The organism is Flavonifractor sp. HCP28S3_F3 (genome assembly GCF_052065355.1).
Classification (GTDB): Bacteria; Bacillota; Clostridia; order Oscillospirales; family Oscillospiraceae; genus Flavonifractor.
Genome location: NZ_JBQHUF010000003.1, coordinates 157169 through 181473, shown reverse-complemented (window position 1 = coordinate 181473; position 24305 = coordinate 157169). Strand labels below are relative to the sequence as shown.

The following is a 24305-nucleotide window of genomic DNA, read 5'->3' as shown; positions in this document are numbered from 1 at the left end:
CGATCGATATTAAGGTCGAGCAGGAAAAGAAAGAAGCGGCAAAAATAAAGCACAAGAAAAAATAAACGGCGGCGCGGAGTGGTTTGGGGCCCCGCTCCGCCGCTTTTTTCTTAGAAAGGAGGGCCTATGGCACTTATCAAGTCGCAGCTTGTTCTGGTCGACGGCATGACTGCACCGCTGAGAAGCATTCACCGAGCAATGAACTTGGCGCTAAACAGCTTTGAGTCCATGCAGACCGCTTCTGGGCGCGCAGTCGATACCCGCTCCTTCCAGACGGCGCGTGAAGAGCTTGCTCGGATGGGCGCGCAGCTTGAAGAAGTCGAGAACCAGACGCGTAGAACCGGCGGCGCAGCAGAGTCTATGAAGTCGAAGTTCATGCACGCGGCCGCGGCGGTCGGCGCTGCGCTGTCGATCAAGAATATTATCGGCCTTGCGGACGCCATGACGCAGACCGAGGCGCGGCTGAACCTGATTACCGGCGACCTTGAAAAGACTGCGGCGCTACAAGACCAGATCATGGCCTCCGCAAACAGGTCCCGCGCTGCCTACCAGAGCACGGCCGACGCCGTTGCGAAGATGGGTATCATGGCAAAAGACGCCTTTAACAATACAGACGAGCTCGTCGCCTTTACCGAGCTTATCAATAAGCAGTTCACGATTGCAGGCGCTTCTGCGGCCGGTCAAGAGGCGGCAATGCTGCAGCTGACTCAGGCTATGGCCTCCGGCGTGCTGCGAGGTGAAGAGCTTAACAGTATCTTTGAGCAGGCGCCTACGATCATTCAGACGATTGCCGACTATCTCGGCGTATCGGTCGGAGAGATTCGGGCTATGGCTGCCGAGGGCCAGATCACGGCGCAGGTTGTTAAAGACGCCATGCTTAGCTCTGCGGATGAAATCAACGCACAGTTCAGCGCTATGCCTTATACCTTCTCTCAGGTCTGGACGATGATGCAGAACATTCTGCTCGAGGCGTTCGGTCCTTTGATTCAGGTTATCGGCGCAGGCGCGCAGTGGATTTATGAGAACTGGGCGGCGATCGAGCCTGTGCTCGTCGGCGTGGCTACGGCGGTCGCGATTCTTACCGCAGCGTATCTCGTTCATACCGCGGCCACCTGGCTCCAGGTTGAGGCGAACCGAGCCCTTATCATTTCTCTGCTTTCTAACCCAATTCTCTGGATTGCGGTAGCGATTGGCATACTCGTAGGCATGATCTATAAGTGGATTCAGTCTGTCGGAGGTCTCCGTAATGCCTGGAACCTCTGCACGCTCGCATTGATCGTCGGCTGGAATGCAGTTAAGCTCGCGTTCTTCGTCGGCGTGTACTGGGTCATGGACCTGGTCGCAAAACTCCAGCTCTGCTGGCAGAAGGCCGGTGTTGCGATTGCGAACTTTATGGGAAACATGAAGGTCTCCGTTCTGACGATTTTGCAGAACATGATTAACGGCGCGATCGATCTTATCAATAAGTTCATCGGGCTGCTGAACAAGCTCCCCGGGGTCAATATTGAGGCGATCGAGCACGTCACCTTTGCGGCGACAGCCGCCGCAGAGAACGAGGCCGCAAAGGCTGCGAGAGCTGAGGAGCTTGCGAACTTCGAGGCAGAGCTTGCGGCAGCTAAAGCCGGTCGAGACGCGCATATCGACTCCCTGAAAACTGAGCTCAATTCTTCGGTCAGCGCTTTGCAAAGTGCAAATGCCCAGATGAAGGCAGAAGCCGCGGCGAACAATGCCGCAGAGCAGATGGCGCTTGACGGTATCGGTCAGGACCTGTCTGGCCCTGGAGGTATCAAGGACAGCGCCGGCAGCGCGGCTGCGTCTCTTAAGGAAACCACAGAAGACCTCAAGTATATGCGAGACCTCGCAGAGCAAGAGGCTATCAACCGCTTCACCACCGCCGAGGTCAAGATCGATATGTCCGGCATGACCAACCGTATCGACTCCGACATGGACCTTGACGGCGTGCTGAATACTCTGACCGAGGGCTTCGCTGAGGCCCTGGAAGTCGCTGCTGAGGGGGTGCATGAGTAAATGTATAGCTTTTTCATTGACGGCATGGAGCTGCCGATCGCTCCGCAGAAATTGACCGTTAAGATCAAGGGCAACAATAAAACGCTGACCTTGATTAACGAAGGCGATATAAACTTCCTGCGCGCCCCTGGGCTTACTGAGATCACTTTTGACGCGGTACTTCCCATGCTGGGACAGTACTCCTTCGCGAACGGCTACCGCCGGCCGGACTCCTACCTGAACAAGCTGGAGAGCCTTATGACCGACAAGGAGCCGTTTCGCTTCCTGGTGAGCCGTGTGTCTCCCTCTGGCAGACTTTTATATGACACGAATATGAAAGTAAGCCTTGAGAATTACACGATCACAGAGGACGCCACAAAGGGCCCAGACGTGACTGTCTCTATCACGCTCAAGCAGTATATCAGCTACTCGACGAAGACCGTCACCGTAGTAAAGCCAAAGCCCGAAAAAAAGCCCGTCGTTCAGCAGAAGAAAAAGCGAGAGACCTCCAGCGCGCCGAAAGTCAAGACCTACACGGTTAAGTCCGGCGACTGCCTTTGGAATATCGCTAAGAAGTATTACGGCAACGGCGCGCAGTACACAAAAATCTATAACGCGAATAAGGGAAAGATCAAGAATCCGAACCTTATTTATCCGGGGCAGGTGTTGACGATTCCATGAAAATAGACCTGATTATTCAAAACGACAGCACCGTTTACTACCCTATCATCGAGGAGGGTATCACGCTTGAGTGGGACCGCAAGGGCACTCCAGGCAAGCTCAAGTTTTCCTGTATCAAGGACGACGTTCTTTCCTTCCAGGAGGGAAACCCTGTAAAGCTATCCGTCGACGGGACGGATATTTTTTATGGTTTCGTGTTTGAAAAGAGCCGGTCCGGCCGGACGCCGTACCTCATTGAGGTTACGGCCTACGATCAGCTCCGCTACTTCAAGAACAAAGACACCTACGTCTACTCCAACAAGAAGGCGAACGAGGTCATTAAGATGATCGCTGAGGACTTTGGCCTGAAAACAGGAAAACTGGAGGACACCGAGCACGTCATTGAGTCTCGCACCGAGGACAACGCTACGCTCTTCGATATTGCGCAGAATGCGCTGGACGAAACGCTCCAGGCTAAGACAAAGCTCTTCGTTCTCTATGATAATGTCGGCAAGCTGACGCTGCAAAACATTGAGAACATGAAGCTAAACCTCTGTATCGATATGGACACGGCTGGCAACTACAGCTACTCCAGCTCGATCGACCGCCAGACTTATAACCAGATCAAGATCACTTTTGAGAATAAGAAAAGCGGTAAGCGCGAGGTGTTCATAGCGAAAGACAGCGCAAATATCAACAAGTGGGGCCTTCTGCAGTACACCGACAAGGTGGAGATCGCCACAAACGGCGCGGCAAAAGCAGAGGCCCTTTTGAAACTCTATAACACAAAGACCCGTTCCCTGTCTATCTCCGACGCGCTCGGAGATATTCGGGTTCGGGCCGGTTCGTCCGTCATTGTGAAGCTCGGGCTCGGCGACATCAATATCCAGAGCTATTTGCTCGTGGAGAAGGTAACGCATAAGTTCAAGCAGAATCAGCACCTGATGGACCTGAAATTGCGAGGTGGTACATTTGTCGCCTGATATGACCGGATTCCTTGGAGACGTAAAACGCGCCGCCGTCGAGGCTGTTAAGGCTGGCAAGCCCTTCGCCTTTGTACTCGGCAAGGTAACCAGCGCCGCGCCGCTCAAAGTGCAGGTAGACCAGAAACTGGAGCTTACCGAACAGCAGCTTATCCTGACGAACGCGGTCAGAGATTACACGGTCCGCATGACTGTCGATCATCAGACCGAAGACACATCCGGCGGCAGCGGCGACGCAGCTTTTGCCAGCCACAAGCATGCCTACAAGGGTACAAAGGCCTTTCGTATTCATCTTGCGCTCAAGGCTGGTGAGCAGGTCCTTTTGCTGAGGGCTGACGGCGGGCAGAAGTTTATTATTTTAGACAGAGTGGAGGCGCCGAAATGATTCCCAAAACAGACGACGACCTCCTGACGCTGGAGGTCGAGACTCAACCGAGTCTCACTTACGCTCTGGATATTGAGCATGGGCGTATTCGCGGCATGGTCGATAACCTCGAGTCCCTAAGACAAGCGATCTATCTGATTCTCAGTACAGAGCGCTACGCGTACCTGATTTACTCCTGGGACTACGGGGTGGAGCTCGTCGAGCTGATCGGCAAGCCGAAAGAGTACGCACTCCCAGAGATCAAGCGTTGTATTACAGAAGCCCTGCTGCAGGACGACCGCGTTACCGCAGTAGACGGCTTTGAGTTTGAAACCGGAAAAGAGACTGTTCACGTTACCTTTACCGTGCACAGCATTTTCGGTGACCTGGAGGTGGAAACTGATGTACGAAGATAAGACCTATGAGGCGATTCTTCAAGAAAAACTGGCGCGAGTAGCCTCGAGCCTTGACAAGCGCGAGGGCTCTATCATTTTCGACGCGCTTGCGCCGAACTCGCTGGAAAGCGCGATGATCTATGTCGCCCTCGATACTGTACTCAACGAGACCTTCGCTGACACAGCAAGCCGTGACTACCTTATCAAGCGCTGCAGCGAGAGAGGCATTACGCCTTTGCCCGCTACTGCGGCGGTCGGTATCGGCGACTTTAGCATGGAGATTCCTATCGGTACTCGGTTCTCCTGCGATAAGTATAACTGGGTTGTGACCGAGAAAATCTCGTCCATGAAATACTACCTCAAGTGCGAGACTGCAGGTGCAGACCCGAACAGCTACACAGGGCAGCTTATCCCCATTGAGTATATCGAGGGCCTTGCTACGGCAGAGCTTACCTCGATTGCAATCAACGGCGAGGACGAGGAGACGACTGAGACTCTGCGCCTTCGCTACCTCAACAGCTTTGAGAACCAGTCCTACGGGTTTAACCGTGGGCAGTATGTGGAAGTGACTGAGGCCCTGCCCGGCGTCGGCGGCTGTAAGCCATACCGAGCCTGGAAAGGTCCTGGTACGGTCAAGCTCGTTATCACGGACAGCGACTACAAGCCGCCTTCCAGCACTCTGGTTGAGAAGGTGCAGACCACGATTGACCCCACGCAGAACCACGGCGAGGGTATCGGCCTTGCCCCGATCGACCACGAGGTTACGATCGTTGCCGCGACCGGCACCACGGTCAATATCTCTACGACCTTGACTTTCGCCCCTGGCTGGAACCTGGAAGAAAGCCTCACCTATATCGAGGACGCTATCGACGCGTACTATCGAGAGCTCAATTCCACCTGGGCGCGAGAGGCTAACTTGATCGTGAGAATCTCGCAGATCGAGTCCCGCCTTCTGGCGCTCTCCGGCATTGTAGATATTTCCGGTACGACTCTGAACGGTCAGGCCGGAAACCTCACTCTTGATAAGGACGCGGTTGCAGTGAGGGGGTCGTTCTCCGGTGCGTAACTTCAACAATATCAGAACGATCGACCTCAGAGAGTATTTGCCTGAGGTGCTGAAAGATGTTCAGGAGATGCGGGCGATCATGGAGGCTGAGACCCCTGAAGTCCAGGCTATCTGGGATGCCTGCGAAGACTGCATGAATGACCAGTTCATCATGGAGGCGACTGAAAACGGCGTTGCTCGCAGAGAGAAAATGCTGAAGATCACGCCCTTTGCCACGGACACCCTGGACGACCGCAAGCTCAGACTGCTCAGTAGGTATAACGAGAATATTCCGTACACCAGAAGGAGCCTGGAGGCTCTTCTGGAGTCCCTTTGCGGAGCAGGCGGGTATATTCTCACGATCAATACAGCGACCTTTACGGTGAACGCGAAGGTCGCTCTTACTGTTAAAAAGCAAGAGACGATCATTGCAGAAACCCTTGAGCGAATCTTGCCCTATAACATGGTTTTCAGTGTTGAGCTTCTTTATAACACCTGGGGCCAGATCAAGGCCTATACCTGGGCAGAGCTAAAGAAACTCACCTGGAGAGAAATCAAAGAGGAGGTACTTCCGTAAATGGCTACGTACACGAAAAACTACAACCTGATAAAGCCGGCGCCTGAGGACTTCGGCGACGTCGCAGACCTTAATGCGAATGCCGATAAGGTCGACGAGGTTCTCAATAAAAAGGCTGATCTCGACGCCCGCGGCAAGCTGCCAGCTGAACAGCTGCCTACGCTCAGCTATATCCCTACATCCGAGAAGGGTAAGGCCGGAGGCGTCGCCTCGCTCGGCCAGGACGGCAAGGTCCCGGCGGGTCAGTTGCCGTCGCTCGACTATATTCCTACCCCGCAGAAAGGCGCGGCAGGCGGTGTAGCCACTCTGGGAAGCGACGGAAAGATTCCCGAGTCTCAGCTCGGCACGGTCGGCGTGCCGCCCCAGATTATCGCTACTATTCCGAGCGGTAGTTCCGTCACATGCAAATGCGGCTCTAAGACCTTGACCGCCACGAGTACCGGCACTGTGACCTTCAATCTGACGGGGTACGGTACGTGGGTCGTAACGGCTACAAAGGACGGGCAGACCGCGACCGAGAGCGTTGTCGTGGACGATGTAAAGCAGTATAAAATCTCGCTCTCCTACTTCTCCGCTACGCTGAAAGTAACCTCAGACGCCGGCGCTACCGTTACCGCCACGAACGGTACGAAGACCTTCTCCGGCACCGTGCCTACGAGCGGCGTGCTCTCCCTGACGATTACCGCGTCCGGTACCTATACCGTTACCGCTACGAAGAGCGGAGAGACGACCGACCCCGTAAGCGTAGCAATCACGACCTCCGGGCAGACCTACTCTGTCGAGTGCCTGTTCTTCAACAGCGTGCTCTCTAAGAACACGTGGGCGCAGATTGCTAAGGCCTCTGCTGCGGGCAAGGCTTCTCAGCTTTGGTCTGTCGGCGATACGAAGGACATCACTGTCGGAAGCGAGACCCTGACGCTCGTAATTATGGGCTTTAACCATGACGACCTCGCAAGCGGCGGTAAAGCCGGTATTACCTTCGGCATGAAAAACCTTATGGCAACTACGCGCCGAATGAATGCCTCGAATACAAATAGCGGTGGCTTTACCGGCTCTGAAATGTACTCGTGGCTGCAAAACACGCTTTTGCCGACTCTGCCGTCCGACCTGCAGGCGGTGCTCAAGAGCGTCAATAAGAAGACCTCCGCAGGCAATCAGAGCTCGACTATCAACACAAACTCGATGAAGCTCTTCCTCTTCTCCGAGATTGAGATTTTCGGCTCGACTACCTACTCGAAAGCCGGTGAGGGCTCGCAGTACAGCTACTTTGCTACCGCCGCGAACAGAATCAAATACCTCTCCAACGGCTCCGGGTCTGCGGCCTGGTGGTGGGAGCGTTCTCCTTATGGGAGCGACTCCAACCTCTTCTGCAGTGTGAACGGCGGCGGCAACGCGAACAATAGCTTCGCCAGCTACGCCGGCGGCGTTTGCTTCGGCTTCTGTGTTTAATCTACTATCTTTAGTCAATCCGGGGCCCTTGTGGCCCCGGTAGGAGGTAAAAGCTAACTATGTCAGTTTATAAAGCACTGCGAGGAGACAGCTCGGTCCAGTTTGTAGAGACTGCGCGCAAGCTCGCCGTGCATACAAGAAAATGCTGCCTGAAAATGCCGAAGAGGTACACCTTCTACGGCGCTCAGGAGCTAAGCGCTCTCGCCGATACCGTCTACAATGAGGTCAAAATGGCGAACAGCGTTTTTCCCGGAAATCAGCACGAGGCGCAGCTCCGACGCGACCATCTTATCGAGGCAAATGCTACACTTCAGGCGCTTATCGGTCAGCTCGGAATTATGGCGGACCTTCTCAAGCAAAATCCTGAAAAGCTGCGCTGGCTCGATAATTCTCTCGAGGAGTGGGCTTCCCTCATCAGTGAGGAGGCTAAGCTAATTTCCGGCGTAAAGAAATCGGATAAAGAGCGATTCAAGAATCTGCCCTAACCGATATACGGGTCCTGTCATGATACTGTTGTCTTGTCCTGCGAACTGGTGGTGGGAGCGTTCTCCTAATGGGAGCAACTCCAACAACTTCTGCAATGTGAACAGCAACGGCAACGCGAACAATAACAACGCCAACAACACCAACGGCGTTTGCTTCGGATTCCATAAGGAATCAGGTCCGACGTAATAAGCGGGAAACCGCCGAAATCAGTACCTTTATGGAAGGATGACTCGTACCCTGCCTTTTGGCTAAAACACTCCTTTGATGTAGTCGCTCGGACGCTGCTTGCATGGCACGGTTTACGTGGACCGTGTTTCATGGGCGGTACTACTATGCAGTTACTTTTACGCGTGAAATCCTGCAACACTGTACGAAGGGGACAATTTTTAATGACAAGCGAAGAAAGACACGAGGCTCGCTATCAGAGGCGAGTCAAGAAACGGCAAGAAAGACGCCTCGCTCTCAGCAAATCCTGCGGAGATTTTGAGGACGTCTTTTCTTATGAAAACCTATATCAGGCCGGGCATATCTGCTGCCGTGGCGTTAGCTGGAAAAGCTCCACGCAGACTTACCGCTTCAACCTCGTAACGAATACGGCCGCAACGCGCCGCGCGCTTCTCGACGGGACGTATAAGAGCCGAGGCTTTATCGAGTTCGACCTCTATGACCGAGGAAAAATGCGGCACATCAGGAGCATTCATATCAGCGAGCGCGTCGTGCAGAGAACGCTCTGCGATAAGGTCATCAACCCGACCTTAAAACCGTCGTTCATCTATGACAACGGCGCAAGTACCGAGAACAAGGGAATCGACTTCGCTCTCAACCGCCTTTCCTGCCACCTGCAAAGGCATTACAGGAAGTACGGGCGGGAGGGCTATGTTCTTCTCTTCGACTTCTCCAACTACTTCGCCAACGCGCAGCATTGGCCGGTCAGCCGTGAGCTGGCAAAGCGTGTGCATGATGTGAGAATCAGGGCTCTCGCGAATGAGTGTCTCGATAACTTCGGTCCCATCGGTTACGGACTCGGAAGTCAAATCTCGCAGACTGCCGCTCTTATGCTACCGAACAAGCTCGACCACTTCATCAAGGAAAAGCTCGGCATTAAAGGCTACGCCAGATATATGGACGACGGCTATCTGATTCACCCGAGCAAGGAATACCTCAAAGAGTGTCTTACTCGCATGAAAGAGGTCTGTGATTCTCTCGGCATTATTCTTAATACGAAGAAGACGAAAATCAAGAAGCTCAGCGAGGGCTTCAAGTTCCTGCAAATCCGCTTCAAGCTGACGGAGACCGGGAAGGTCCTTCGCAAAATGAGCTTTGAGAGTATTAAGAAAATCCGGCGCAAGCTCAAGAAGTTCAAGCTCTGGAATATCGAGGGCAGAGTCGTGAAAATTGCCGGCAAGTTCGTCCGGCGTGTATTTCCGCTCTCGGATATTTGCAGCGCCTATGAGAGCTGGCGCGGGCACATGAAGCGAGGAAACAGCTTCCATGCCGTCGAGCGCATGGACCTATATTTTAAGAAACTGTTCGGATTCCACCCGAACAATAAAATCGAATGGAGGAAAGCGCTATGTACTTAATCACAAACTCGGCAAATCTCATTGTCGAAATCTGCGAGCACCCCTGTTATGTTCGCAAGCAGGCGAACGGCGTTGTTGTTCTCAGTGAACAGGACAAGGCTGACGCGATTTACTCGAACGACTCCAACACCTTCTGGCCTACTCAGCAGGTCGGGTATCTCTGCGACCGGCACACCCTCGTTGAGGTCGAGAAAGTTCCCGCAGAAGTTGTCGCCGGCTTCTACTTCTACCATGCCGGGGAGTTCTACACGACTGAGGCGAATCTGACCGCCCTCGCAAAAGCGCGGGCCCCGGAGCTTGCGAGTCTTGTTTTCGTGAAAATGGCAGAGACAGAACAGCTCGACGACGCGACTCTCACGGAACACGCCGAACAGTTTTCAGAATGGGCATACCCGGTAGCTTATGCGGTTAAGGCGATTTGCTCTTACAAAGGAAAACTGTACCGCTGCGTACAAGCGCACAGCTCGCAAGCAGATTGGACGCCGCCGGCTACTGCAAGCCTCTGGAAGGAAATCGGAGACCCTACGGTCGAGTACCCCGAATGGTCTCAGCCCCTCGGCGCACATGACGCCTATGCGCTCGGCGACAAGGTGGCACATAACGGCAAGCACTGGGTAAGTACTGCCGCAAATAATGTTTGGGAGCCGGGGGTCTACGGCTGGGAGGAGGTTACTGAATGACGGTTTATCAATGGCTCTGCCTTTTGGGCGTGCCTGCGCTCATTGCGGCCCTCTTCAAGTACCTGCACTCCCTCGTCAAGAAGAACGCTCTGGACACGGCTGCGGTAAAGGCGGGACTGCAAGCCTTGCTCAGGTCGCAGATGATTAGCGACTACAACAAGTGGGAGGAACGCGGCTTCGCTCCTATCTACGCCCGGGAAAACTTCGAGAATTGCTGGAAGCAGTACCACTCACTCGGCGTGAACGGCGTTATGGACGACCTCCATAACAAGTTCTTGGAGCTGCCGGTATCGCCGCCTGATGAGAGCTAAGAAACGAGAGTTTTCCAAAATCATAATCGCCATTGTCGGGACCGCTACGGGAGTCGTAACGGTCTTTACTTTGGCCGTCGTTTGGAAAACCGGTGACACTTCGCCGCTTGCGTACCTTATCCCCGCCATCTTTGCCGAGCTAGCTACTGCGACCGGTTTCTACTACAGTAAGGCGAAAGCCGAAAACCGAATCAAGCTCCGTAAGAAGTACGGGCCTGATATATACAATGATTCAAAGGAGGACTGAAAACATGTTAGAAAGCGTACTGCAAAACCTTATCAACATCGGCTGGGCCATGCTTATCTTCCTCGCCGCGTACCTCGCGAACGTTGCCTTTTCGCTCTGGTACAACATCAAGATTCTGCATGAGTCCTTTGACAAGGACAAGCTCATTGCGAGCGGTCTCAAGATTCTGACCTTCGTGGTCGGGCTGACGCTGCTTTGCACGGCAATCACGACTCTGCCCCTATTCGCAAATCAAGTCGGCTGGGCGCTTCCCGAGGAGTATTCCGACCTCTTCGCGGACCTCATTATTATCGGCGCCGTGCTGCTCGTAGCCTGCAAGTACATCAAGGAGGCCTTTACTAAATTCGTGGCTATCCTGAATGCTAAGACCGAAGGAGGTACCGAAAATGAGTAACAGCCCGCTCGTAAGCTATACAAAAATCTCGCCGAATAAATCGAGCCCCCGTAACCACAAAATCGATACCGTAACTATCCATTGCGTGGTCGGTCAATGCTCGGTCGAAACCCTCGGCAACGTGTTCGCCCCTACTTCCCGGCAGGCGTCCAGCAACTACGGTATCGGGTACGACGGCCGTATCGGCATGTACGTCGAGGAGAAAGACCGCTCGTGGTGCTCCTCGAACGCAGCGAACGATAACCGTGCAATCACGATTGAGGTCGCCAGCGATACCAAAGAGCCTTACGCCGTAACGGAGAAGGCCTACGCCGCACTCATCGACCTGCTCGTCGATATTTGCAAGCGCAACGGTATCAAAGAGCTCAAGTGGAAGGCCGACAAGTCTCTTATCGGCCAGCCGGACAAGCAGAACATGACCGTGCACCGGTGGTTTGCGAATAAGAGCTGCCCCGGTACATACCTCTATGAACGGCACGCCCAGATTGCCTCTGAGGTCAACAAACACCTCGGGAGTACAAATATCAAGCCCGAGCCTGAAAAGCCGTCTGGGGGCTTGTATCGCGTCCAGACGGGCGCCTTTAAGGCCAAGGCAAACGCGGATGCCATGCTGGCTAAGGTCAAGGCGAAAGGCTTTGATACCTACATGGTAAAGGTCGGAGACCTCTACAAGATTCAGGTCGGGGCCTTCAAGGTCAAAGCGAATGCGGAGACCATGCTGAAGAAGCTGCAGGCGGCAGGCTTCTCGGGCTTCATCACTATCGAACAGGACTCGGCTGCGGGCGCCAGTAAATCGGTCGACGAGCTTGCCAGAGAAGTCCTGCAAGGCAAGTGGGGCAATGGCGCAGAGCGTAAGAAGCGACTTGAGGCCGCAGGGTATGACTACGCCGCCGTACAGAAAAAAGTAAATCAGCTCGCCTAAGAGATAAGGCCGGAGTCGTTCCTTCGCGGGACGGCTCCGGCCTTTTACTATTTGCGGTAAAACCGCAACGGAAAGTTCGCAGAATCCCGGCAGTTTTGCGCGCTCCCTTTTCTTACCAAACACGGTAAAATAATAATTGTCAAGGGGAAAACCTTGACAAAGAAAAGAGCCCCCGTTGCTGGAACAACGAGAGCTCAGAAAGGAGGTCAATCATGGACGGCTACCACACCGACTACGGATTCATGGGCTTGGTAAACGGAGAGTACATGCTCTTCGCGACAGACACCGAGTACCTTGAATACGTAACTGACGACTAACCTCGTCCGCTCGAGAGCTTAGCCGGTCACAAGACCGGCTGAGCTCGAGAGTGTTCATATATTATATCGCATTCAGGCGAGAAAGTAAACCCTAAGGAGGTAACGATTCTATGAATTTCCAACGCGCTTGCTATAGCTACTCCGCCTTGCTGCGATGCGCGGACGCCGTAAAGGCTACTAACTGGACCGTTCGCCGGTCAGCAGAGCATTTCAGCAAATGCTTTGAGGTAAAGAAGGTATTCGAGCTTTGCTATGACGAGACGCATTGCCTGCTCTTCGACCCGGACTTTTCCCCGTGGTATGATTACCTTAAAGCAGTTGACCGCAAATACACGAAGAAGGAGCTCGACATGAAGCTGCGTATGTGCCACCGCTTCCTTGCGAATGAGCTCAACGCGATTCTGGCCGCTATGAGAACTGGCGAGGTAGACGCGATTGACTGAAAGCGGTAGAACTGCAATGAAAAGTTCGCAGAATCCCGGCTGTTTTGCGCGCTCCCGAAAACAGTAAAACGCGGCATAATAAATAATACAAGGAGGCAATAACATGAAAGTTTACATCGTTCAAGTGATTCCCGAAGCAAGCCTCGGGAAAGTCAGTCAGGAGGGCTACTCGACTTTAGAAAAGGCGCAGGCCTTTGTCGAGAGCCGCTCCGACCGTCCGCAGCAAATCTCGCCGTACCTTTATCACACGGCAGACTTCACCGACTACCTCATTTACGAGGTCAATATCGTCTGAGAAAGATTCGCCCGCAAGGGCGTTTCTTTCGGACTGATTACTTTAGCACACTACTTTATTAAAGGAGGCAACTCAATGGCAAAAAGAGTCGGAAAGACCGATGACCAACCTTTTGTAAAGCTCTTCCGAGAGCTTACATACCGCTGGACTCCGTGGGAGGTCTGGCAGGACTTCGTTACAATGTATGCTTGCGCTATCTCGAACGCAGTCGACAAGTCTCACTTTGAAAAGCGCGAAGAGCTCTACCTCAAGCGGATTCAGAAGTACAGCAAGAAGGAGCAGGAGATTTTTCCTCAGCTCGCTGCGGAAGTGGTCCTTGCTCTCGAGAAGAATCCGGAGCAGGACTTCCTCGGAAGTATCTTCATGGCGCTTAACCTCGGCAATGACTCCGGCGGGCAGTTCTTTACGCCCTACGATGTTTGCCGAATGATGGCAGAAATGACTTGCAGCAACGTGCTGCCGACTATCGAGGCGAAAGGCTATATCTCAATTAACGACTGCGCTTGCGGTGCCGGCGCTACTCTGATTGCCGGCGTTCACGCTGCGGCTAAGCAGATAGGCAAGGCCGGTCTGAACTGGCAGAATCACATTCTCGTGACCGCGCAGGACGTTGACTACACCGTAGCCTATATGTGTTATATCCAGCTCTCGCTTCTCGGCGTCGCCGGTTATATCAAAGTAGGCAACTCGCTTACCGAGCCCATGTGCTCGGACGACTCATTGGAGAACTACTGGTTTACGCCGATGTACTGCTCCGATGTGTGGACTATCAGAAGGCTTCTCAAGGGCGGAACGCTCTTATAAGCAAATATTTTTCAGGAGGTTTTTATTATGGCAACTATCACAACGAAAGAGACCCGCGCCTTCAACTGGGCGAATCCGGGTATGCTCAAGGTCGGCGATGAAATCGTCGAGACTCTCAAGGACGGCCGCGAGGTCGTGTTCGTCGTCGTGGACGACGGTGTTATCGGACTGAAGAACCTGCTCGGCTACCACTGCATGAATGAGGACTGGACCAACAAAGGAGGCTGGCTTACCTGCGATATGCGTCGCTACCTCAACGAGGAAATTATCGCGCTGCTTCCTGACGAGCTCGTCGCGGCTATCAAGCCCCGCAAGTTCGGCAAAGAGGAGGACAAGCTCTGGCTCTTCTCAGAGATGGAGGTCTTCGGCGACCACGACTGGACCGAGAACGACCCTGACTGCGGCTTCCAGTTCGAGTACTTCAAGGACCGCCGCAACCGTATCAAGGTCGACGAAGACGGAGATGCGCACTGGTGGTGGGAGCGTTCTCCTAATGGGAGCAACTCCAACAGCTTCTGCACTGTGGGCAGCAACGGCTACGCGAACAATAACACCGCCAGCCACGCCCACGGCGTTTGCTTCGGCTTCTATATCTAATCATCAATCTATGAATCCGCGGGGCCTTGTGCCCCGCGGTGAAAGGAGAACGACACTTTGGGACTTAAAGATTTGCGGCTTGCGAAAGGCTATAGCCGCACCGAACTGGCGAAAGTCAGCGGAATCCGCTATCAGAAAATCCGTGATATTGAGGTCGGTATCATCAAGCCTGAGAATATCACGCTCAAAACGGCGCTCAAGCTCGCGCAGGCTCTCGACTGCCAGCCCGAGGACCTGACAAAACCGGATAAGGAGGAAGAATAATGGCTCGATATTTTAAGGTTACTGAAATCGACCGAGACAGCTTTATCGAGGCGGTCGGTGAAGATTTAGACTGCGCTCAGTTAGTTACCGCATGTGACGGCATTGGCTATGCTGCGGTAGATGATACCGAAGAGGATGAAATCGCCATTCCCCTTGATGTTTTTGAGGAGGAAAGCGAATGATTATTGACGGAAAAGCTATTGCCGCTCAGGTGAAGGCTTCTTTGCAAGGCTCTAACGCAAAGCTCGCCGTTATTATGGTCGGCGACGACCCCGCTTCCTCGGTCTATGTCCGCAACAAGGAACGCGCTTGCGCCGAGGTCGATATTCAGTCCTGCTCTCGCAGGCTGCCGGCTACGGCGTCGACCGAAGAGGTCATCGCGTCTATCGCAGAGCTCAGCGCATGGGCTGACGGTATTCTCGTACAGCTTCCTCTTCCGGAGCATATTGACGAGAAGAAGGTACTCGGTGCAATACCGCCGGAGAAAGATGTGGACTGCTTCCACCCCTATAATATCGGGAAACTATTGACCGGGGAGACTGGCCTCAGGCCCTGCACTCCAGCCGGAATCCTTCATTTGCTGGGAGACGTAAGCGGGAAGCGCTGTGTCATTGTCGGGCGCAGCAATATCGTAGGCAAGCCCCTTGCCCTTATGCTTCTGCAAGCCGACGCTACTGTTACCGTATGCCACTCTAAGACGAGAGACCTTGCGAGCTATACTCGTCAGGCTGACGTACTTATCTCGGCAGTCGGTAAGCCTCGCTTTATTACCGCTGATATGGTTAAGGCCGGGGCGGTCGTTATCGACGTTGGAATCAACCGGGACAAGAATGGTAAGCTCTGCGGGGATGTCGCTTTTGAGGAGGTCGCGGCAAAGGTGTCCGCGATTACTCCGGTACCCGGTGGCGTGGGTCCGATGACTGTCGCCATGCTGCTCAAGAACACCGTGGAAGCAGCTTCTTACCAAAAGCGGTAGAACTGCAACGAAAAGTTCGCAGAATCCCGGCAGTTTTGCGCGCTCCCTTTTTCTACTGAACACGGTAAAATATAATTGTCAGTTGGAAAACACTGGGAATTACAAAGGAGGCAAACATAATGAAAGACATGAGCATTATCGCTAACAAGAAGATTATTAACAAGGAAACCAACGAGGTCCGTCTGGTCGTGAGCATTGACGAGGAGAATCGCAAGATTCACTCTGTCCCCGTGGACGAGCCTAACGCCGAGCCGAGTATCATGACTGCTGCAAGCTATGACCGTCGCTGGAAGCTCTACGAAGAGCCTGAGACTACCGTTGAGACTGAGCCCGAGGCTACTGAGCCCGAAGTCAACCATGACGAGCCCATGAAAATGTCGGACGTCGTGACTAAGCTCGAGAGCCTGTTCGACATTCTGAATCGCGTCTACTTCGACAACGCGCTACCGAAACCGGTCATCACCGTTCAGTCCACCCCTAAGGCTTACGGCCACTGCTCTACTAAGAAGATTTGGAAGAGCGAGAACGACGGCCAGTATGAAATTAACATCGGCGCCGAGTTCCTCAATCGTCCGTCCGCTAACACGGCCGCGACGATGTGCCACGAGATGGTACATCTTTACTGCCTCGTGAATGAGATTCAGGACACTTGCCAGAAGGGCCGCTACCACAACAAGACCTTCAAGGCCGAGGCTGAGGCGAGAGACCTTGAAATCGGGTACGACCGTACCGTGGGCTTTTCCCACACAAATCCGACCGAGGCCTTTAAGAAGACCCTCGAGGATAACGGCTTTGTACTTGAGGTCCCGTTCGCCCGCGTTATGCCTGAGGAGAAAGCGAAGGCCGAATGCGAAAAGCCTCACCGCTACGTTTGCCCGGTCTGCGGGCAGGAAGTTAAGACGACCGCCGACCTCAGCCTCATTTGCGGTATCTGTGAGGTCGCTATGGAGAGGGCTGACTAAAAGGACTCCAGAATGGCCCGTATCGCGTCCAAAGTTTTCAGAGGGTAAATCTAAGGGCCCCTGAGCTAAAACGCGATACGGGAGGTCTGGGGCTTGCCCGGGGAGGTTTATATGAGAGACGAAGAGTACCTCTTCAAAGAAGATGTACGAGAAAAGGCGATAACGGCCCGGAGTGCTAAGAAGCGCATCAGCCACAGCGGTTGCCGCCTACCGCAATACACGGCAAAGGAGATGAGAGAAATGAGCGGTCCTACCTACACGCTCAACCTGAAAAAGCGTATCACTTACGCAGAGTTCAAGGCCCTTCCCGGGGGCTTGCAGAAGAGCTACGTGCAGAACATCGTTGACAAGTACCGCGTCGGGCCTTCTGCGCTCGCCGAGCTTATGGGCGCGAACGCCGGTGCGGTCGGCGTTTACCTGAGCAAGAGAGGCTTTTCCTTCAAGCGAGGTTTTCAGCCTACGAAGGACGACCTCGAGAGATTCCGAGAGGACTACGGTATCAGCGCGAATGCGCCGACAAAAAAAATAACTTTGGAAAACTTCTCGTTCTGCTTCTCCGGAGCCTTCAACGCGGCGAGCTTTGTAAAGCAAATCAAGGCCTTCGTCCCCGAAGGACAGCTCCTGCGGGTCTCCGTAGCAGTCGAGGTAGTCGAGCCCGAGCCCTCTGCTACTGAGCCTGCTACCGAAGAAAGTCCTTGATTTACAAGGCTTTTGGCCATCTGGTAGTGCTTGTAGTTCGTAAAAACTGAAAAGATTTTTCCAAAAAGTAAAGGGACTCAAAGCGCAATCTCGTCGCTCCCTCGTATTACACGTATATATAAGGAAAATTCGTTAAAACGGACTACCGACTACCAAAAGAAAAAGGACAGGCTCAAAGCCTATCCTTAATCTGGGTCACAAGTACGAAACCGTAAGGCAAGACGATTATCGTCACCTCAGGTGTTCGACCTGCGATTAAAATGGTGGAGGCGGGGGGAGTCGAACCCCCGTCCGAAAACGCTTCCTCAGGAACCTCTCCGGGCGCAGACGGTCGTTTACATTCCCTTACCCTGACGTAGGCCGTCAAACTTCAGGACTTGGTAGCTTCATTGTTCATGGTGCGCTCAAAGCTTTGCGCACACACGTGCACCACTAAACGACGCCCCATCCCGGACCGTGGTCCTTCCGGGTGGGACGGTCACGGCTTAAGCCGCGACAAGCTCAACGTTATCGTTGTTCTTTAATTTATAAGTTGCCCATTTTTAGGATGCTGGGCGCATCCGCCCGCTATTCCTGCCTCTACGTCCCCGTCGAAACCAGTACGCCCCCATGGAGCGGCGCGGCAAAACCGCGCCGCGGGACGAAAAAGTCAGGGTTTTATCAGCACTTCTCAGGAGCGGGATAGTCCACACCGAAGGTCTCCACGGTGACGGACTTCATCCGCTGATCCTCATAGGGCCGGTCCATCCGGTCCCGCTTGGTATTGACGATAGCGTCGGCCACGTCCATGCCCTCGATCACCTTGCCGAAGGCGGCATACTCGCCGTCCAGGTGAGGGGCCTTCTCCACCATGATGAAGAACTGGCTGCCGGCGGAGTTGGGATTCATGGCACGGGCCATGGACAGCACACCCCGGTCATGCTTCAGGTCGTTCTTCACGCCGTTGTGGGCAAACTCGCCGCGGATGGAGTAACCGGGGCCGCCCATGCCGGTGCCCTGGGGGCAGCCGCCCTGGATCATAAAGCCGGGAATCACCCGGTGGAAAATCAGGCCGTTATAAAAGCCAGACTTCACCAGGCTGATAAAGTTGTTGACGGAGTTGGGAGCCACCTCGGGGTAGAGCTCAGCCACCATTTTTCCGCCGTTTTCCATTTCAAAGGTCACGATGGGATTCTGTGCCATGTGAGTTCCTTCCTTTCTGTTGGTTCAATAGCCGCCCCGGCGCTGGGTCTTCATCGCCCGGTCCATCTCCCGCTTGGCGTCCTTGGCGGCGGCTGCGTCACGCTTGTCATAGAGCTTCTTGCCCTTGGCCAGGCCCACTTCCAGCTTCACCCGGGGACCCTTGAAGTAAATGGACAGGGGTACCAGGGCATAGCCGTCCTGCTTCACCTTGGCAAACAGCTTCAGGATCTCCCGCTTGTGCATCAGCAGCTTACGGGCGCGCAGAGGGTCCTTGTTGAAGATATTTCCCTTCTCATAGGGACTGATGTGCATGCCGTGGACGTGCATCTCCCCGTCCTTGACGATGCAGAAGGAATCCTTCAGGTTGACGTGGCCCTGCCGGATGGATTTGACCTCGGTGCCCGCCAGCTCAATGCCCGCCTCGTACCTATCTTCAATAAAATAATCATGGTAGGCCTTGCTGTTCTTGGCCACAATCTTGATACCCTTTCCCTCCATGGGTCCGCCTCCCTTCCGGGAAAATTCCTTGGAAATTTATTATACCATATCTGTCAATAGCTCAGACGGGGAAATAGGTCAAAATACCGGTCAGGGCATTTTTGTCCAGCACCCGGCGGCCATGCTCAGCCAGGCAAGCATCCAGGTGGGGCCGGTCAGTCTCACAGCGGCCGAACTCAGAAAGGAAGGCAGTCGTCTCCTGCTGGTCTCCGGGCAGAGAAAGCCACCACCGTTCCCCCCACCAAAAGAGCACTGCTTCCGGGCTTGGGCCGGACATACACCGGGCAGCGGCAGCCAGATCCTCCAGGCGCTCAAAGGAAAACCAGCTCCGCTCCGCTGGGCGCACATGGGCAAATACCAGCACCCCGCAGTTTTCCGGATAGGCCTCGATCTCGATCCCGCCTTCCAGCGTAATGCCCGCTTCCTGAAAGGCAGTGCGGGTCAGTTCCAGGGCCCGTTCCAGGGTTAGCTCCGCCGGAGTCAGTCCATATTCTTTTAAATCGGCGGGGGTGATGTAAAGCGCCACACTGGCGCTGCCGATGGATTGGATGGTCATAACGTTCCTCCTTAGGGTCATGGTCACATTATACCGGACAGATCGTGTGAGAGATAGCTGTAATCCTTGGAGAGATTGGAAAAGGAGAGACTGGAACCGCTCAGGAAATTGTGGTATACTATGGACATTCATACACAGCGCGGGCTGATGGCCCGGGCAGGAAGGGAGCGCGGAGCATGGAGCTGTGGGAAAAAACGGTGGATAGCCGTACTCTGTTTGAGGGAAAGATCGTCACGGTCAAGCTGGACCAGGCCCAGCTGGTCAACGGCGCAGTGGTAAGCCGGGAGGTTGTGGAGCATCCCGGCGGAGTATGCATTCTGCCTCTGTTCGACGACGGAACGGTAAGCATCGTACGGCAGTTCCGCTATCCCTTCCAGCAGGTGGTCACCGAGCTGCCCGCCGGTAAGCTGGAAAAGGGTGAGGCTCACCGCCCCGCCGCTCTGCGGGAATTGGAGGAAGAGGTGGGGGTCACCTGCGGCAAGCTGACCTATCTGGGCTGTCTGTATCTCTCCCCCGGCTTTTCCAGCGAGGTGCTGCACATGTATCTGGCCCAGGAGCTGAAGCAGGGCCAGTGTCATCCGGACGAGGACGAATTCCTGGAGACGGAGCGGATCCCCTTTTCCGCTCTGCTGGAGCAGGTCATGTCCGGAGAGATCGTGGACGCCAAGACCGTGGCGCTGGTGCTGAAGACAAAGCAGCTGTTGGGTCTGTAAACAAAATCAGGAGGCGGAAATGAGCAAACGCGTTTTGATCGTTGAGGACGAAAAGAACATTGTGGATATTCTCAGTTTCAACCTGAGCAAGGAGGGCTATGAGACTCTGGAAGCCTATGACGGCCAGGCGGGGCTCCAGCTGGCGCTGGAGCAGGACCCGGACCTCATCCTGCTGGATCTGATGCTGCCTAAGATGGACGGCTTCGACGTATGCCGTAACCTCCGCCAGGCGGGGCGGAGCACGCCGGTCATTATGCTCACCGCCCGCGAGGAGGAGACCGACAAGGTGCTGGGTCTGGAGCTGGGAGCGGACGACTACATCACCAAGCCCTTTTCCATGCGGGAGCTGCTTGCCCGGGTAAAGGCCAATATCCGCCGCAACGAGATGGCCGCGGCGTCGGCCTCCTCCGCCCCGGCCAAGCCTGCCGGCCAGCGTCTGGTGCTGGGTCGTATCACCATCGATCCTGAACTGATGGTAGTCTACAAGGACGACCGTCCCCTGGAGCTGACCCAGAGGGAATATGAACTGATCCGCTTTCTGGCCTCCCAGCCGGGAAAGGTCTTTTCCCGGGAGGCGCTCATGGAGCACGTCTGGAATTACGAAGGCTATGTGGGTGATGTGCGGGCCGTGGACGTGGCGGTGCGCCGCCTGCGTGAGAAAGTGGAGGATGATCCGGCGGCCCCTCAGTTTGTGGTGACTCGCAGAGGACTGGGTTACTACTTCAACGCCTGATCCCTATATTCAGAGAGAGGAGGTGTCCGCCGCCCCATGTTCCGCAGTCTGCACATGAAGCTGATGCTCATCATGACGCTGCTCATCATCTTGCTGATGACGGTGGTGGGCGCGTTCCTGATTAATTCGGTAGCCAACTACTATACCCAGGACTTCTATGCCCAGATGTCCGAAGCTTTTTCCGATCAGGACTTCTGGTCGGATCTCAACACCCCGGTCCAGGGCGAGGAGGACAGCGTCTCCAACATCGTTCAGATCCTGGACAACTATTACAGTGTGCTGGGTGTAGACAACCGCAGCCGGAAATATTACGTGCTGGACGGCAATGACGGCCGCCTGCTGGCCTGCTCCGACAAGCAGGAGAGCTCGACTCAGCTGGATATGGACTCCAGCAATCTGATGCAGGTGCTGGCTGGCGCGGACAAGAGCGACGACAGCGATCCCACCTCCCCCTACATGGATGTGGCAGTGGCAGTGCAGCGGGGCGCCAGCCGGTATATCATCTACGTCCGGGATGACGGCACCAACGCCGCCGCCCTGAACAGCGAGCTGATGACTCTCATCGTGGAGGCTCTGGTATTCGGCCTCATTATCTCGGTGCTGCTCTCCTTCCTGCTGTCCAAAACCCTTATCACGCCCATCGAGCGGCTGACCGAGGGTGCCGAACGGGTGGCCGACGGGGACTTTTCCCAAAAGCTGGAGGTTGCATCCCGAGACGAGATCGGTGTACTCACCGGCACCTTCAATGATATGGCCCAACAGCTGCGCACCACCCTGGAGGCCGTGGAAAACGAGCGCAACAAGCTGGGCACTCTGTTCCTTCACATGACCGACGGTGTGGTTGCCTTCTCCCGGGACGGATCGGTGATCCAGTCCAACCCTGCCGCCGAGGATATGCTGGGCCGGGCCATTCCCATCGGCGGCAGCGAGAACTACGACACGCTGTTTTCTGATGTAGCTCCCCTCCAAGGCGTGCTGGCAGTGGAATCTCCAGGTTATCTGGACGGCACCCGGACAGTAGATGGGCGCAGTCTGGAGCTGCTGCTCACCCCCTTTGATCAGGAGCGGCTTGGCGGCGTGCTGGTAGTGATCCACGACGTGACCGAGCAGCACAAGACCGAGGAGATGCGGCGCGAGTTTGTGGCCAATGTGTCCCATGAGCTGCGCACCCCCCTGACCAACATCCGCTCCTATGCAGAAACTCTGGTGGACAACGCCGGGGAGCTTCCCCCCAACACGGAGAAAAACTTCCTGGGGGTCATCCTCAACGAGTCCGACCGGATGACTCACATCGTCCAAGATCTGCTCACCCTCTCCCGGTTCGATTCTGGCCGGTCGGAGCTGAAGCTGGCTCCCTTCTCCTTCCCCCAGGCGGTGCATGACGTGTACGACGCCATATTGATGGAGGCTCAGCGGCACGGGCATACCGTTACGCTGGACATGCCGGATGGACTGCCGGAGATCGTGGGCGATCGGGAGCGCATCCTTCAGGTTATGATGAACGTAGTGTCCAACTCTATCAAATACACACCCGACGGCGGCAAGATCCGTATCTCCGCCGGCCAGTGGCCGGGCAAGGTTTGGATGGAGGTGGCAGACAACGGCATCGGTATCCCGGCGGAGGATCGTGACCGGATTTTTGAGCGATTTTACCGTGTGGACAAGGCCCGCTCCCGGGAGTCGGGCGGCACCGGCCTGGGGCTCTCCATCGCCAAGGAGATCATCGACCGGCACGAGGGTACCATCGAGCTGCTGGACCGCCCCGGCCCCGGCCTGACGGTACGTATCACCCTGTTGACGGAGGGACCGCGCCATGGACGGGAATAAGCGGGCCCGCCGCCGGCACCGGCGGGGTATAGAGACCCTCAAAAGCGTGCTGATCGTACTGCTGTCCCTGTCGGCCATCTACCTGGCACTGCTCAGCCTGGACTACAGCAAAGTATCCTGGGCGCCGCTCCAGGGCGTGCTCTCGCTGTTTGGAAGGCAGCCGGAACAGGCCGAAGCGGATCCCTTTACCCCTGGTCAGACTTCCATTACACCAAGACCGGTGCGCATCGCCGTATGTGACGGGGTAGACCGTTTTGCCTCTCAGTACGATACCCAGCAGACTGACCAGATGTTCGATGAACTCGTCATCCTGCTTACCGAGGGTTTGGCCGGAGCTTCCGCGCCCCAGGAGGTGTCGGAGTCAGTGTGGCGCCAAGCCCTCCAGGCCCCCGGCGTATGGTTTGATTTTCTCGGCACGTTCCCTCTGGATGCACTGTATGCCTGGCTGGGCGAAGGGGGCGTCAATCCCGCCCTCACACATTCCGCCCGTCAAATGGCGGTGGCATTGAACGAGGATGGCCAGGTGTGCCTATACTATCATAATGAATCTGACGGCCTGTATTATGCCTGCGTCACCACAGTGGTCTATCAGGGCCACATGGACGTTCTTGTCTCCGGCTATGGCAGCAACGGTGCCTCTTTTGTCTTTGAACAGGAGGAAGAAAGCGGCTACGAGGGGCTGGATCCCTATGTTCTGCTCTCAGCCAGTGCACTCCATCCGCCGGTCTATCACGCATCCAACCCTCTGGGTGAGGTCGACGACACCATGGTGAGCGAACTGCAGCAGGCTGTATCCTTCCAGCCCCAGAGCAATTCGGTCTATCCGGTAGCCAACGGCATCCGGATCCGGGAGGGGCGGGAAACACTGGAGATCAGTCGGGACGGCACCGCAGTCTATCATGCCGGCGACAGCGATTCCTTCCGCTATCCCATTCCGGAGGACGGCGGCGTACTTGCCCTGATCGAAGCCACCTGGCGGCTGGCCGCGGACACTGTTGGCCGCTGGTGCGGAGACGCCCGGCTGTATTTGATGGGCGTGGAGAACCTGGCGGACGGGAGCATACAGGTATGCTATGGTTATAGTTTGAATGGGGCGGAGGTATCTCTGCCCGACAGCGCCTGCGCCGCCGAGTTTATTGTCCAGGCAGGCCAGATCACAGACTACGCGCTGTACTTCCGCACCTATGAGGAGACCGGGCAGACCAATCTGGTAATGCGGGAGCTTCAGGCTGCCGCGGCGCTGGAGGCTTTGGATCCGGAGGGCCGGGAACTGGTCCTGTGTTACAGTGACGCCGGCGGAGACTCCGTCCAGGCCGGCTGGATCGCCAGATAAGCG

At 55.2% G+C, this 24305-nt stretch carries 31 protein-coding genes and 1 other RNA gene; 28 read left to right on the top strand and 4 right to left on the bottom strand.

The window, feature by feature from the left end:
- Positions 1-126 precede the first annotated feature (126 nt).
- The 24 genes from ACTNB1_RS04830 to ACTNB1_RS04715 all read left to right on the top strand — a co-directional run bounded on the left by ACTNB1_RS04830 (position 127) and on the right by ACTNB1_RS04715 (position 17460).
- Entirely contained in the window at positions 127-2028 is a 1902-nt protein-coding gene (locus tag ACTNB1_RS04830; RefSeq protein WP_441168134.1) for a tape measure protein, read from the top strand.
- Positions 2029-2688 (top strand): LysM peptidoglycan-binding domain-containing protein, encoded by a 660-nt coding sequence (locus tag ACTNB1_RS04825; RefSeq protein WP_441168133.1) that lies wholly within the window; start codon positions 2029-2031, stop codon positions 2686-2688. It abuts the gene before it with no gap.
- Positions 2685-3650 (top strand): XkdQ/YqbQ family protein, encoded by a 966-nt coding sequence (locus ACTNB1_RS04820; RefSeq protein WP_441168132.1) that lies wholly within the window; start codon positions 2685-2687, stop codon positions 3648-3650. Before ACTNB1_RS04825 ends, ACTNB1_RS04820 begins: the two co-directional genes overlap by 4 nt.
- On the top strand, positions 3640-4035 hold the full coding sequence (locus tag ACTNB1_RS04815) for a DUF2577 domain-containing protein (RefSeq protein WP_441168131.1): 396 nt from the start codon (positions 3640-3642) through the stop codon (positions 4033-4035). The genes ACTNB1_RS04820 and ACTNB1_RS04815 overlap by 11 nt, the downstream gene beginning before the upstream one ends.
- The gene (locus ACTNB1_RS04810; protein WP_154038664.1) at positions 4032-4430 is read left to right on the top strand and encodes a DUF2634 domain-containing protein; all 399 of its coding nucleotides are present in this window, start codon (positions 4032-4034) and stop codon (positions 4428-4430) included. The genes ACTNB1_RS04815 and ACTNB1_RS04810 overlap by 4 nt, the downstream gene beginning before the upstream one ends.
- Entirely contained in the window at positions 4417-5475 is a 1059-nt protein-coding gene (locus ACTNB1_RS04805; RefSeq protein WP_441168130.1) for a baseplate J/gp47 family protein, read from the top strand. The genes ACTNB1_RS04810 and ACTNB1_RS04805 overlap by 14 nt, the downstream gene beginning before the upstream one ends.
- On the top strand, positions 5468-6031 hold the full coding sequence (locus ACTNB1_RS04800; RefSeq protein ID WP_441168129.1) for a putative phage tail protein: 564 nt from the start codon (positions 5468-5470) through the stop codon (positions 6029-6031). Before ACTNB1_RS04805 ends, ACTNB1_RS04800 begins: the two co-directional genes overlap by 8 nt.
- Positions 6032-7480: a DUF6273 domain-containing protein gene (locus ACTNB1_RS04795; RefSeq protein WP_441168128.1), complete on the top strand. Its 1449-nt coding sequence runs from the start codon at positions 6032-6034 to the stop codon at positions 7478-7480. It begins immediately after the preceding gene.
- Positions 7481-7539: 59 nt separating this feature from the next.
- Entirely contained in the window at positions 7540-7965 is a 426-nt protein-coding gene (locus ACTNB1_RS04790; RefSeq protein WP_441168127.1) for a hypothetical protein, read from the top strand.
- A gap of 19 nt (positions 7966-7984) precedes the next feature.
- Positions 7985-8152 carry a DUF6273 domain-containing protein gene (locus tag ACTNB1_RS04785; protein WP_441168126.1) on the top strand — a complete coding sequence of 56 codons (168 nt, stop codon included), beginning with the start codon at positions 7985-7987 and terminating at the stop codon, positions 8150-8152.
- 203 nt (positions 8153-8355) lie between these two features.
- Complete coding sequence (locus ACTNB1_RS04780) at positions 8356-9549, top strand: reverse transcriptase domain-containing protein (protein ID WP_441168125.1); 1194 nt, start codon at positions 8356-8358, stop codon at positions 9547-9549.
- Positions 9540-10229 (top strand): carbohydrate-binding protein, encoded by a 690-nt coding sequence (locus tag ACTNB1_RS04775; protein ID WP_441168124.1) that lies wholly within the window; start codon positions 9540-9542, stop codon positions 10227-10229. Before ACTNB1_RS04780 ends, ACTNB1_RS04775 begins: the two co-directional genes overlap by 10 nt.
- Positions 10226-10540 (top strand): hypothetical protein, encoded by a 315-nt coding sequence (locus tag ACTNB1_RS04770; protein WP_441168123.1) that lies wholly within the window; start codon positions 10226-10228, stop codon positions 10538-10540. Before ACTNB1_RS04775 ends, ACTNB1_RS04770 begins: the two co-directional genes overlap by 4 nt.
- Before the next feature lie 251 nt (positions 10541-10791).
- A complete protein-coding gene (locus tag ACTNB1_RS04765) occupies positions 10792-11181 on the top strand; it encodes a hypothetical protein (protein WP_441168122.1) in 390 nt (129 codons plus the stop codon).
- Positions 11174-12103 carry an N-acetylmuramoyl-L-alanine amidase gene (locus ACTNB1_RS04760; protein WP_441168121.1) on the top strand — a complete coding sequence of 310 codons (930 nt, stop codon included), beginning with the start codon at positions 11174-11176 and terminating at the stop codon, positions 12101-12103. The genes ACTNB1_RS04765 and ACTNB1_RS04760 overlap by 8 nt, the downstream gene beginning before the upstream one ends.
- Positions 12104-12530: 427 nt before the next feature.
- Complete coding sequence (locus ACTNB1_RS04755) at positions 12531-12863, top strand: hypothetical protein (RefSeq protein ID WP_441168120.1); 333 nt, start codon at positions 12531-12533, stop codon at positions 12861-12863.
- A gap of 103 nt (positions 12864-12966) precedes the next feature.
- Complete coding sequence (locus ACTNB1_RS04750; RefSeq protein ID WP_441168119.1) at positions 12967-13158, top strand: hypothetical protein; 192 nt, start codon at positions 12967-12969, stop codon at positions 13156-13158.
- Between the two features lie 75 nt (positions 13159-13233).
- A complete protein-coding gene (locus tag ACTNB1_RS04745; protein ID WP_441168118.1) occupies positions 13234-13962 on the top strand; it encodes an N-6 DNA methylase in 729 nt (242 codons plus the stop codon).
- Positions 13963-13989: 27 nt separating this feature from the next.
- Positions 13990-14559, top strand: a complete 570-nt coding sequence (locus ACTNB1_RS04740) for a DUF6273 domain-containing protein (RefSeq protein ID WP_441168117.1) — start codon at positions 13990-13992, stop codon at positions 14557-14559.
- A gap of 57 nt (positions 14560-14616) precedes the next feature.
- Positions 14617-14823: a helix-turn-helix transcriptional regulator gene (locus ACTNB1_RS04735; protein ID WP_256151309.1), complete on the top strand. Its 207-nt coding sequence runs from the start codon at positions 14617-14619 to the stop codon at positions 14821-14823.
- Positions 14823-15005, top strand: coding sequence for a hypothetical protein (locus tag ACTNB1_RS04730; protein ID WP_256151308.1), 183 nt, complete (start codon positions 14823-14825; stop codon positions 15003-15005). The genes ACTNB1_RS04735 and ACTNB1_RS04730 overlap by 1 nt, the downstream gene beginning before the upstream one ends.
- On the top strand, positions 15002-15799 hold the full coding sequence (folD, locus tag ACTNB1_RS04725) for a bifunctional methylenetetrahydrofolate dehydrogenase/methenyltetrahydrofolate cyclohydrolase FolD (protein ID WP_441168116.1): 798 nt from the start codon (positions 15002-15004) through the stop codon (positions 15797-15799). The genes ACTNB1_RS04730 and folD overlap by 4 nt, the downstream gene beginning before the upstream one ends.
- 119 nt (positions 15800-15918) lie before the next feature.
- The gene (locus ACTNB1_RS04720; protein WP_441168115.1) at positions 15919-16761 is read left to right on the top strand and encodes a SprT-like domain-containing protein; all 843 of its coding nucleotides are present in this window, start codon (positions 15919-15921) and stop codon (positions 16759-16761) included.
- 111 nt (positions 16762-16872) lie between these two features.
- Positions 16873-17460, top strand: a complete 588-nt coding sequence (locus ACTNB1_RS04715) for a hypothetical protein (RefSeq protein ID WP_441168114.1) — start codon at positions 16873-16875, stop codon at positions 17458-17460.
- Positions 17461-17721: 261 nt separating this feature from the next.
- Here the strand turns inward: ACTNB1_RS04715 and ssrA are convergent.
- The 4 genes from ssrA to ACTNB1_RS04695 form a co-directional block, all read right to left on the bottom strand.
- Positions 17722-18069: a transfer-messenger RNA gene (ssrA, locus tag ACTNB1_RS04710) on the bottom strand.
- A gap of 51 nt (positions 18070-18120) precedes the next feature.
- On the bottom strand, positions 18121-18642 hold the full coding sequence (locus ACTNB1_RS04705) for a peptidylprolyl isomerase (protein WP_441168113.1): 522 nt from the start codon (positions 18640-18642) through the stop codon (positions 18121-18123).
- Positions 18643-18666: 24 nt separating this feature from the next.
- A complete protein-coding gene (gene smpB / locus ACTNB1_RS04700) occupies positions 18667-19140 on the bottom strand; it encodes an SsrA-binding protein SmpB (RefSeq protein ID WP_441168112.1) in 474 nt (157 codons plus the stop codon).
- Between the two features lie 61 nt (positions 19141-19201).
- Positions 19202-19696, bottom strand: coding sequence for a hypothetical protein (locus ACTNB1_RS04695; RefSeq protein WP_441168111.1), 495 nt, complete (start codon positions 19694-19696; stop codon positions 19202-19204).
- Positions 19697-19872: 176 nt separating this feature from the next.
- Between ACTNB1_RS04695 and ACTNB1_RS04690 the strand changes: the two genes are divergently transcribed.
- Genes ACTNB1_RS04690 through ACTNB1_RS04675 form a run of 4 tightly spaced genes read left to right on the top strand, consistent with a single transcriptional unit; the run spans position 19873 to position 24302 of the window.
- Positions 19873-20409 carry an NUDIX hydrolase gene (locus tag ACTNB1_RS04690; RefSeq protein ID WP_441168110.1) on the top strand — a complete coding sequence of 179 codons (537 nt, stop codon included), beginning with the start codon at positions 19873-19875 and terminating at the stop codon, positions 20407-20409.
- A gap of 19 nt (positions 20410-20428) precedes the next feature.
- Entirely contained in the window at positions 20429-21142 is a 714-nt protein-coding gene (locus ACTNB1_RS04685; protein WP_441168109.1) for a response regulator, read from the top strand.
- A gap of 36 nt (positions 21143-21178) precedes the next feature.
- A complete protein-coding gene (locus ACTNB1_RS04680) occupies positions 21179-22969 on the top strand; it encodes an ATP-binding protein (protein WP_441168108.1) in 1791 nt (596 codons plus the stop codon).
- The gene (locus tag ACTNB1_RS04675; protein WP_441168107.1) at positions 22956-24302 is read left to right on the top strand and encodes a hypothetical protein; all 1347 of its coding nucleotides are present in this window, start codon (positions 22956-22958) and stop codon (positions 24300-24302) included. The genes ACTNB1_RS04680 and ACTNB1_RS04675 overlap by 14 nt, the downstream gene beginning before the upstream one ends.
- Positions 24303-24305: the final 3 nt, after the last annotated feature.

Excerpts from the sequence above, each read along its gene's own strand:
- ACTNB1_RS04795 (WP_441168128.1), top strand. The coding sequence starts at position 6,032 with ATGGCTACGTACACGAAAAACTACAACCTGATAAAGCCGGCGCCTGAG.
- ACTNB1_RS04790 (WP_441168127.1), top strand. The coding sequence starts at position 7,540 with ATGTCAGTTTATAAAGCACTGCGAGGAGACAGCTCGGTCCAGTTTGTA.
- ACTNB1_RS04740 (WP_441168117.1), top strand. The coding sequence starts at position 13,990 with ATGGCAACTATCACAACGAAAGAGACCCGCGCCTTCAACTGGGCGAAT.
- ACTNB1_RS04820 (WP_441168132.1), top strand. The coding sequence starts at position 2,685 with ATGAAAATAGACCTGATTATTCAAAACGACAGCACCGTTTACTACCCT.
- ACTNB1_RS04705 (WP_441168113.1), bottom strand. The coding sequence starts at position 18,642 with ATGGCACAGAATCCCATCGTGACCTTTGAAATGGAAAACGGCGGAAAA.
- ACTNB1_RS04770 (WP_441168123.1), top strand. The coding sequence starts at position 10,226 with ATGACGGTTTATCAATGGCTCTGCCTTTTGGGCGTGCCTGCGCTCATT.
- ACTNB1_RS04715 (WP_441168114.1), top strand. The coding sequence starts at position 16,873 with ATGAGAGACGAAGAGTACCTCTTCAAAGAAGATGTACGAGAAAAGGCG.
- ACTNB1_RS04685 (WP_441168109.1), top strand. The coding sequence starts at position 20,429 with ATGAGCAAACGCGTTTTGATCGTTGAGGACGAAAAGAACATTGTGGAT.
- ACTNB1_RS04785 (WP_441168126.1), top strand. The coding sequence starts at position 7,985 with ATGATACTGTTGTCTTGTCCTGCGAACTGGTGGTGGGAGCGTTCTCCT.
- ACTNB1_RS04745 (WP_441168118.1), top strand. The coding sequence starts at position 13,234 with ATGGCAAAAAGAGTCGGAAAGACCGATGACCAACCTTTTGTAAAGCTC.
- smpB (WP_441168112.1), bottom strand. The coding sequence starts at position 19,140 with ATGGAGGGAAAGGGTATCAAGATTGTGGCCAAGAACAGCAAGGCCTAC.
- ACTNB1_RS04830 (WP_441168134.1), top strand. The coding sequence starts at position 127 with ATGGCACTTATCAAGTCGCAGCTTGTTCTGGTCGACGGCATGACTGCA.
- ACTNB1_RS04765 (WP_441168122.1), top strand. The coding sequence starts at position 10,792 with ATGTTAGAAAGCGTACTGCAAAACCTTATCAACATCGGCTGGGCCATG.
- ACTNB1_RS04780 (WP_441168125.1), top strand. The coding sequence starts at position 8,356 with ATGACAAGCGAAGAAAGACACGAGGCTCGCTATCAGAGGCGAGTCAAG.
- ACTNB1_RS04680 (WP_441168108.1), top strand. The coding sequence starts at position 21,179 with ATGTTCCGCAGTCTGCACATGAAGCTGATGCTCATCATGACGCTGCTC.
- ACTNB1_RS04690 (WP_441168110.1), top strand. The coding sequence starts at position 19,873 with ATGGAGCTGTGGGAAAAAACGGTGGATAGCCGTACTCTGTTTGAGGGA.
- ACTNB1_RS04755 (WP_441168120.1), top strand. The coding sequence starts at position 12,531 with ATGAATTTCCAACGCGCTTGCTATAGCTACTCCGCCTTGCTGCGATGC.
- ACTNB1_RS04720 (WP_441168115.1), top strand. The coding sequence starts at position 15,919 with ATGAAAGACATGAGCATTATCGCTAACAAGAAGATTATTAACAAGGAA.
- ACTNB1_RS04775 (WP_441168124.1), top strand. The coding sequence starts at position 9,540 with ATGTACTTAATCACAAACTCGGCAAATCTCATTGTCGAAATCTGCGAG.
- ACTNB1_RS04675 (WP_441168107.1), top strand. The coding sequence starts at position 22,956 with ATGGACGGGAATAAGCGGGCCCGCCGCCGGCACCGGCGGGGTATAGAG.
- ACTNB1_RS04825 (WP_441168133.1), top strand. The coding sequence starts at position 2,029 with ATGTATAGCTTTTTCATTGACGGCATGGAGCTGCCGATCGCTCCGCAG.
- ACTNB1_RS04730 (WP_256151308.1), top strand. The coding sequence starts at position 14,823 with ATGGCTCGATATTTTAAGGTTACTGAAATCGACCGAGACAGCTTTATC.
- ACTNB1_RS04805 (WP_441168130.1), top strand. The coding sequence starts at position 4,417 with ATGTACGAAGATAAGACCTATGAGGCGATTCTTCAAGAAAAACTGGCG.
- ACTNB1_RS04810 (WP_154038664.1), top strand. The coding sequence starts at position 4,032 with ATGATTCCCAAAACAGACGACGACCTCCTGACGCTGGAGGTCGAGACT.
- folD (WP_441168116.1), top strand. The coding sequence starts at position 15,002 with ATGATTATTGACGGAAAAGCTATTGCCGCTCAGGTGAAGGCTTCTTTG.
- ACTNB1_RS04695 (WP_441168111.1), bottom strand. The coding sequence starts at position 19,696 with ATGACCATCCAATCCATCGGCAGCGCCAGTGTGGCGCTTTACATCACC.
- ACTNB1_RS04750 (WP_441168119.1), top strand. The coding sequence starts at position 12,967 with ATGAAAGTTTACATCGTTCAAGTGATTCCCGAAGCAAGCCTCGGGAAA.
- ACTNB1_RS04760 (WP_441168121.1), top strand. The coding sequence starts at position 11,174 with ATGAGTAACAGCCCGCTCGTAAGCTATACAAAAATCTCGCCGAATAAA.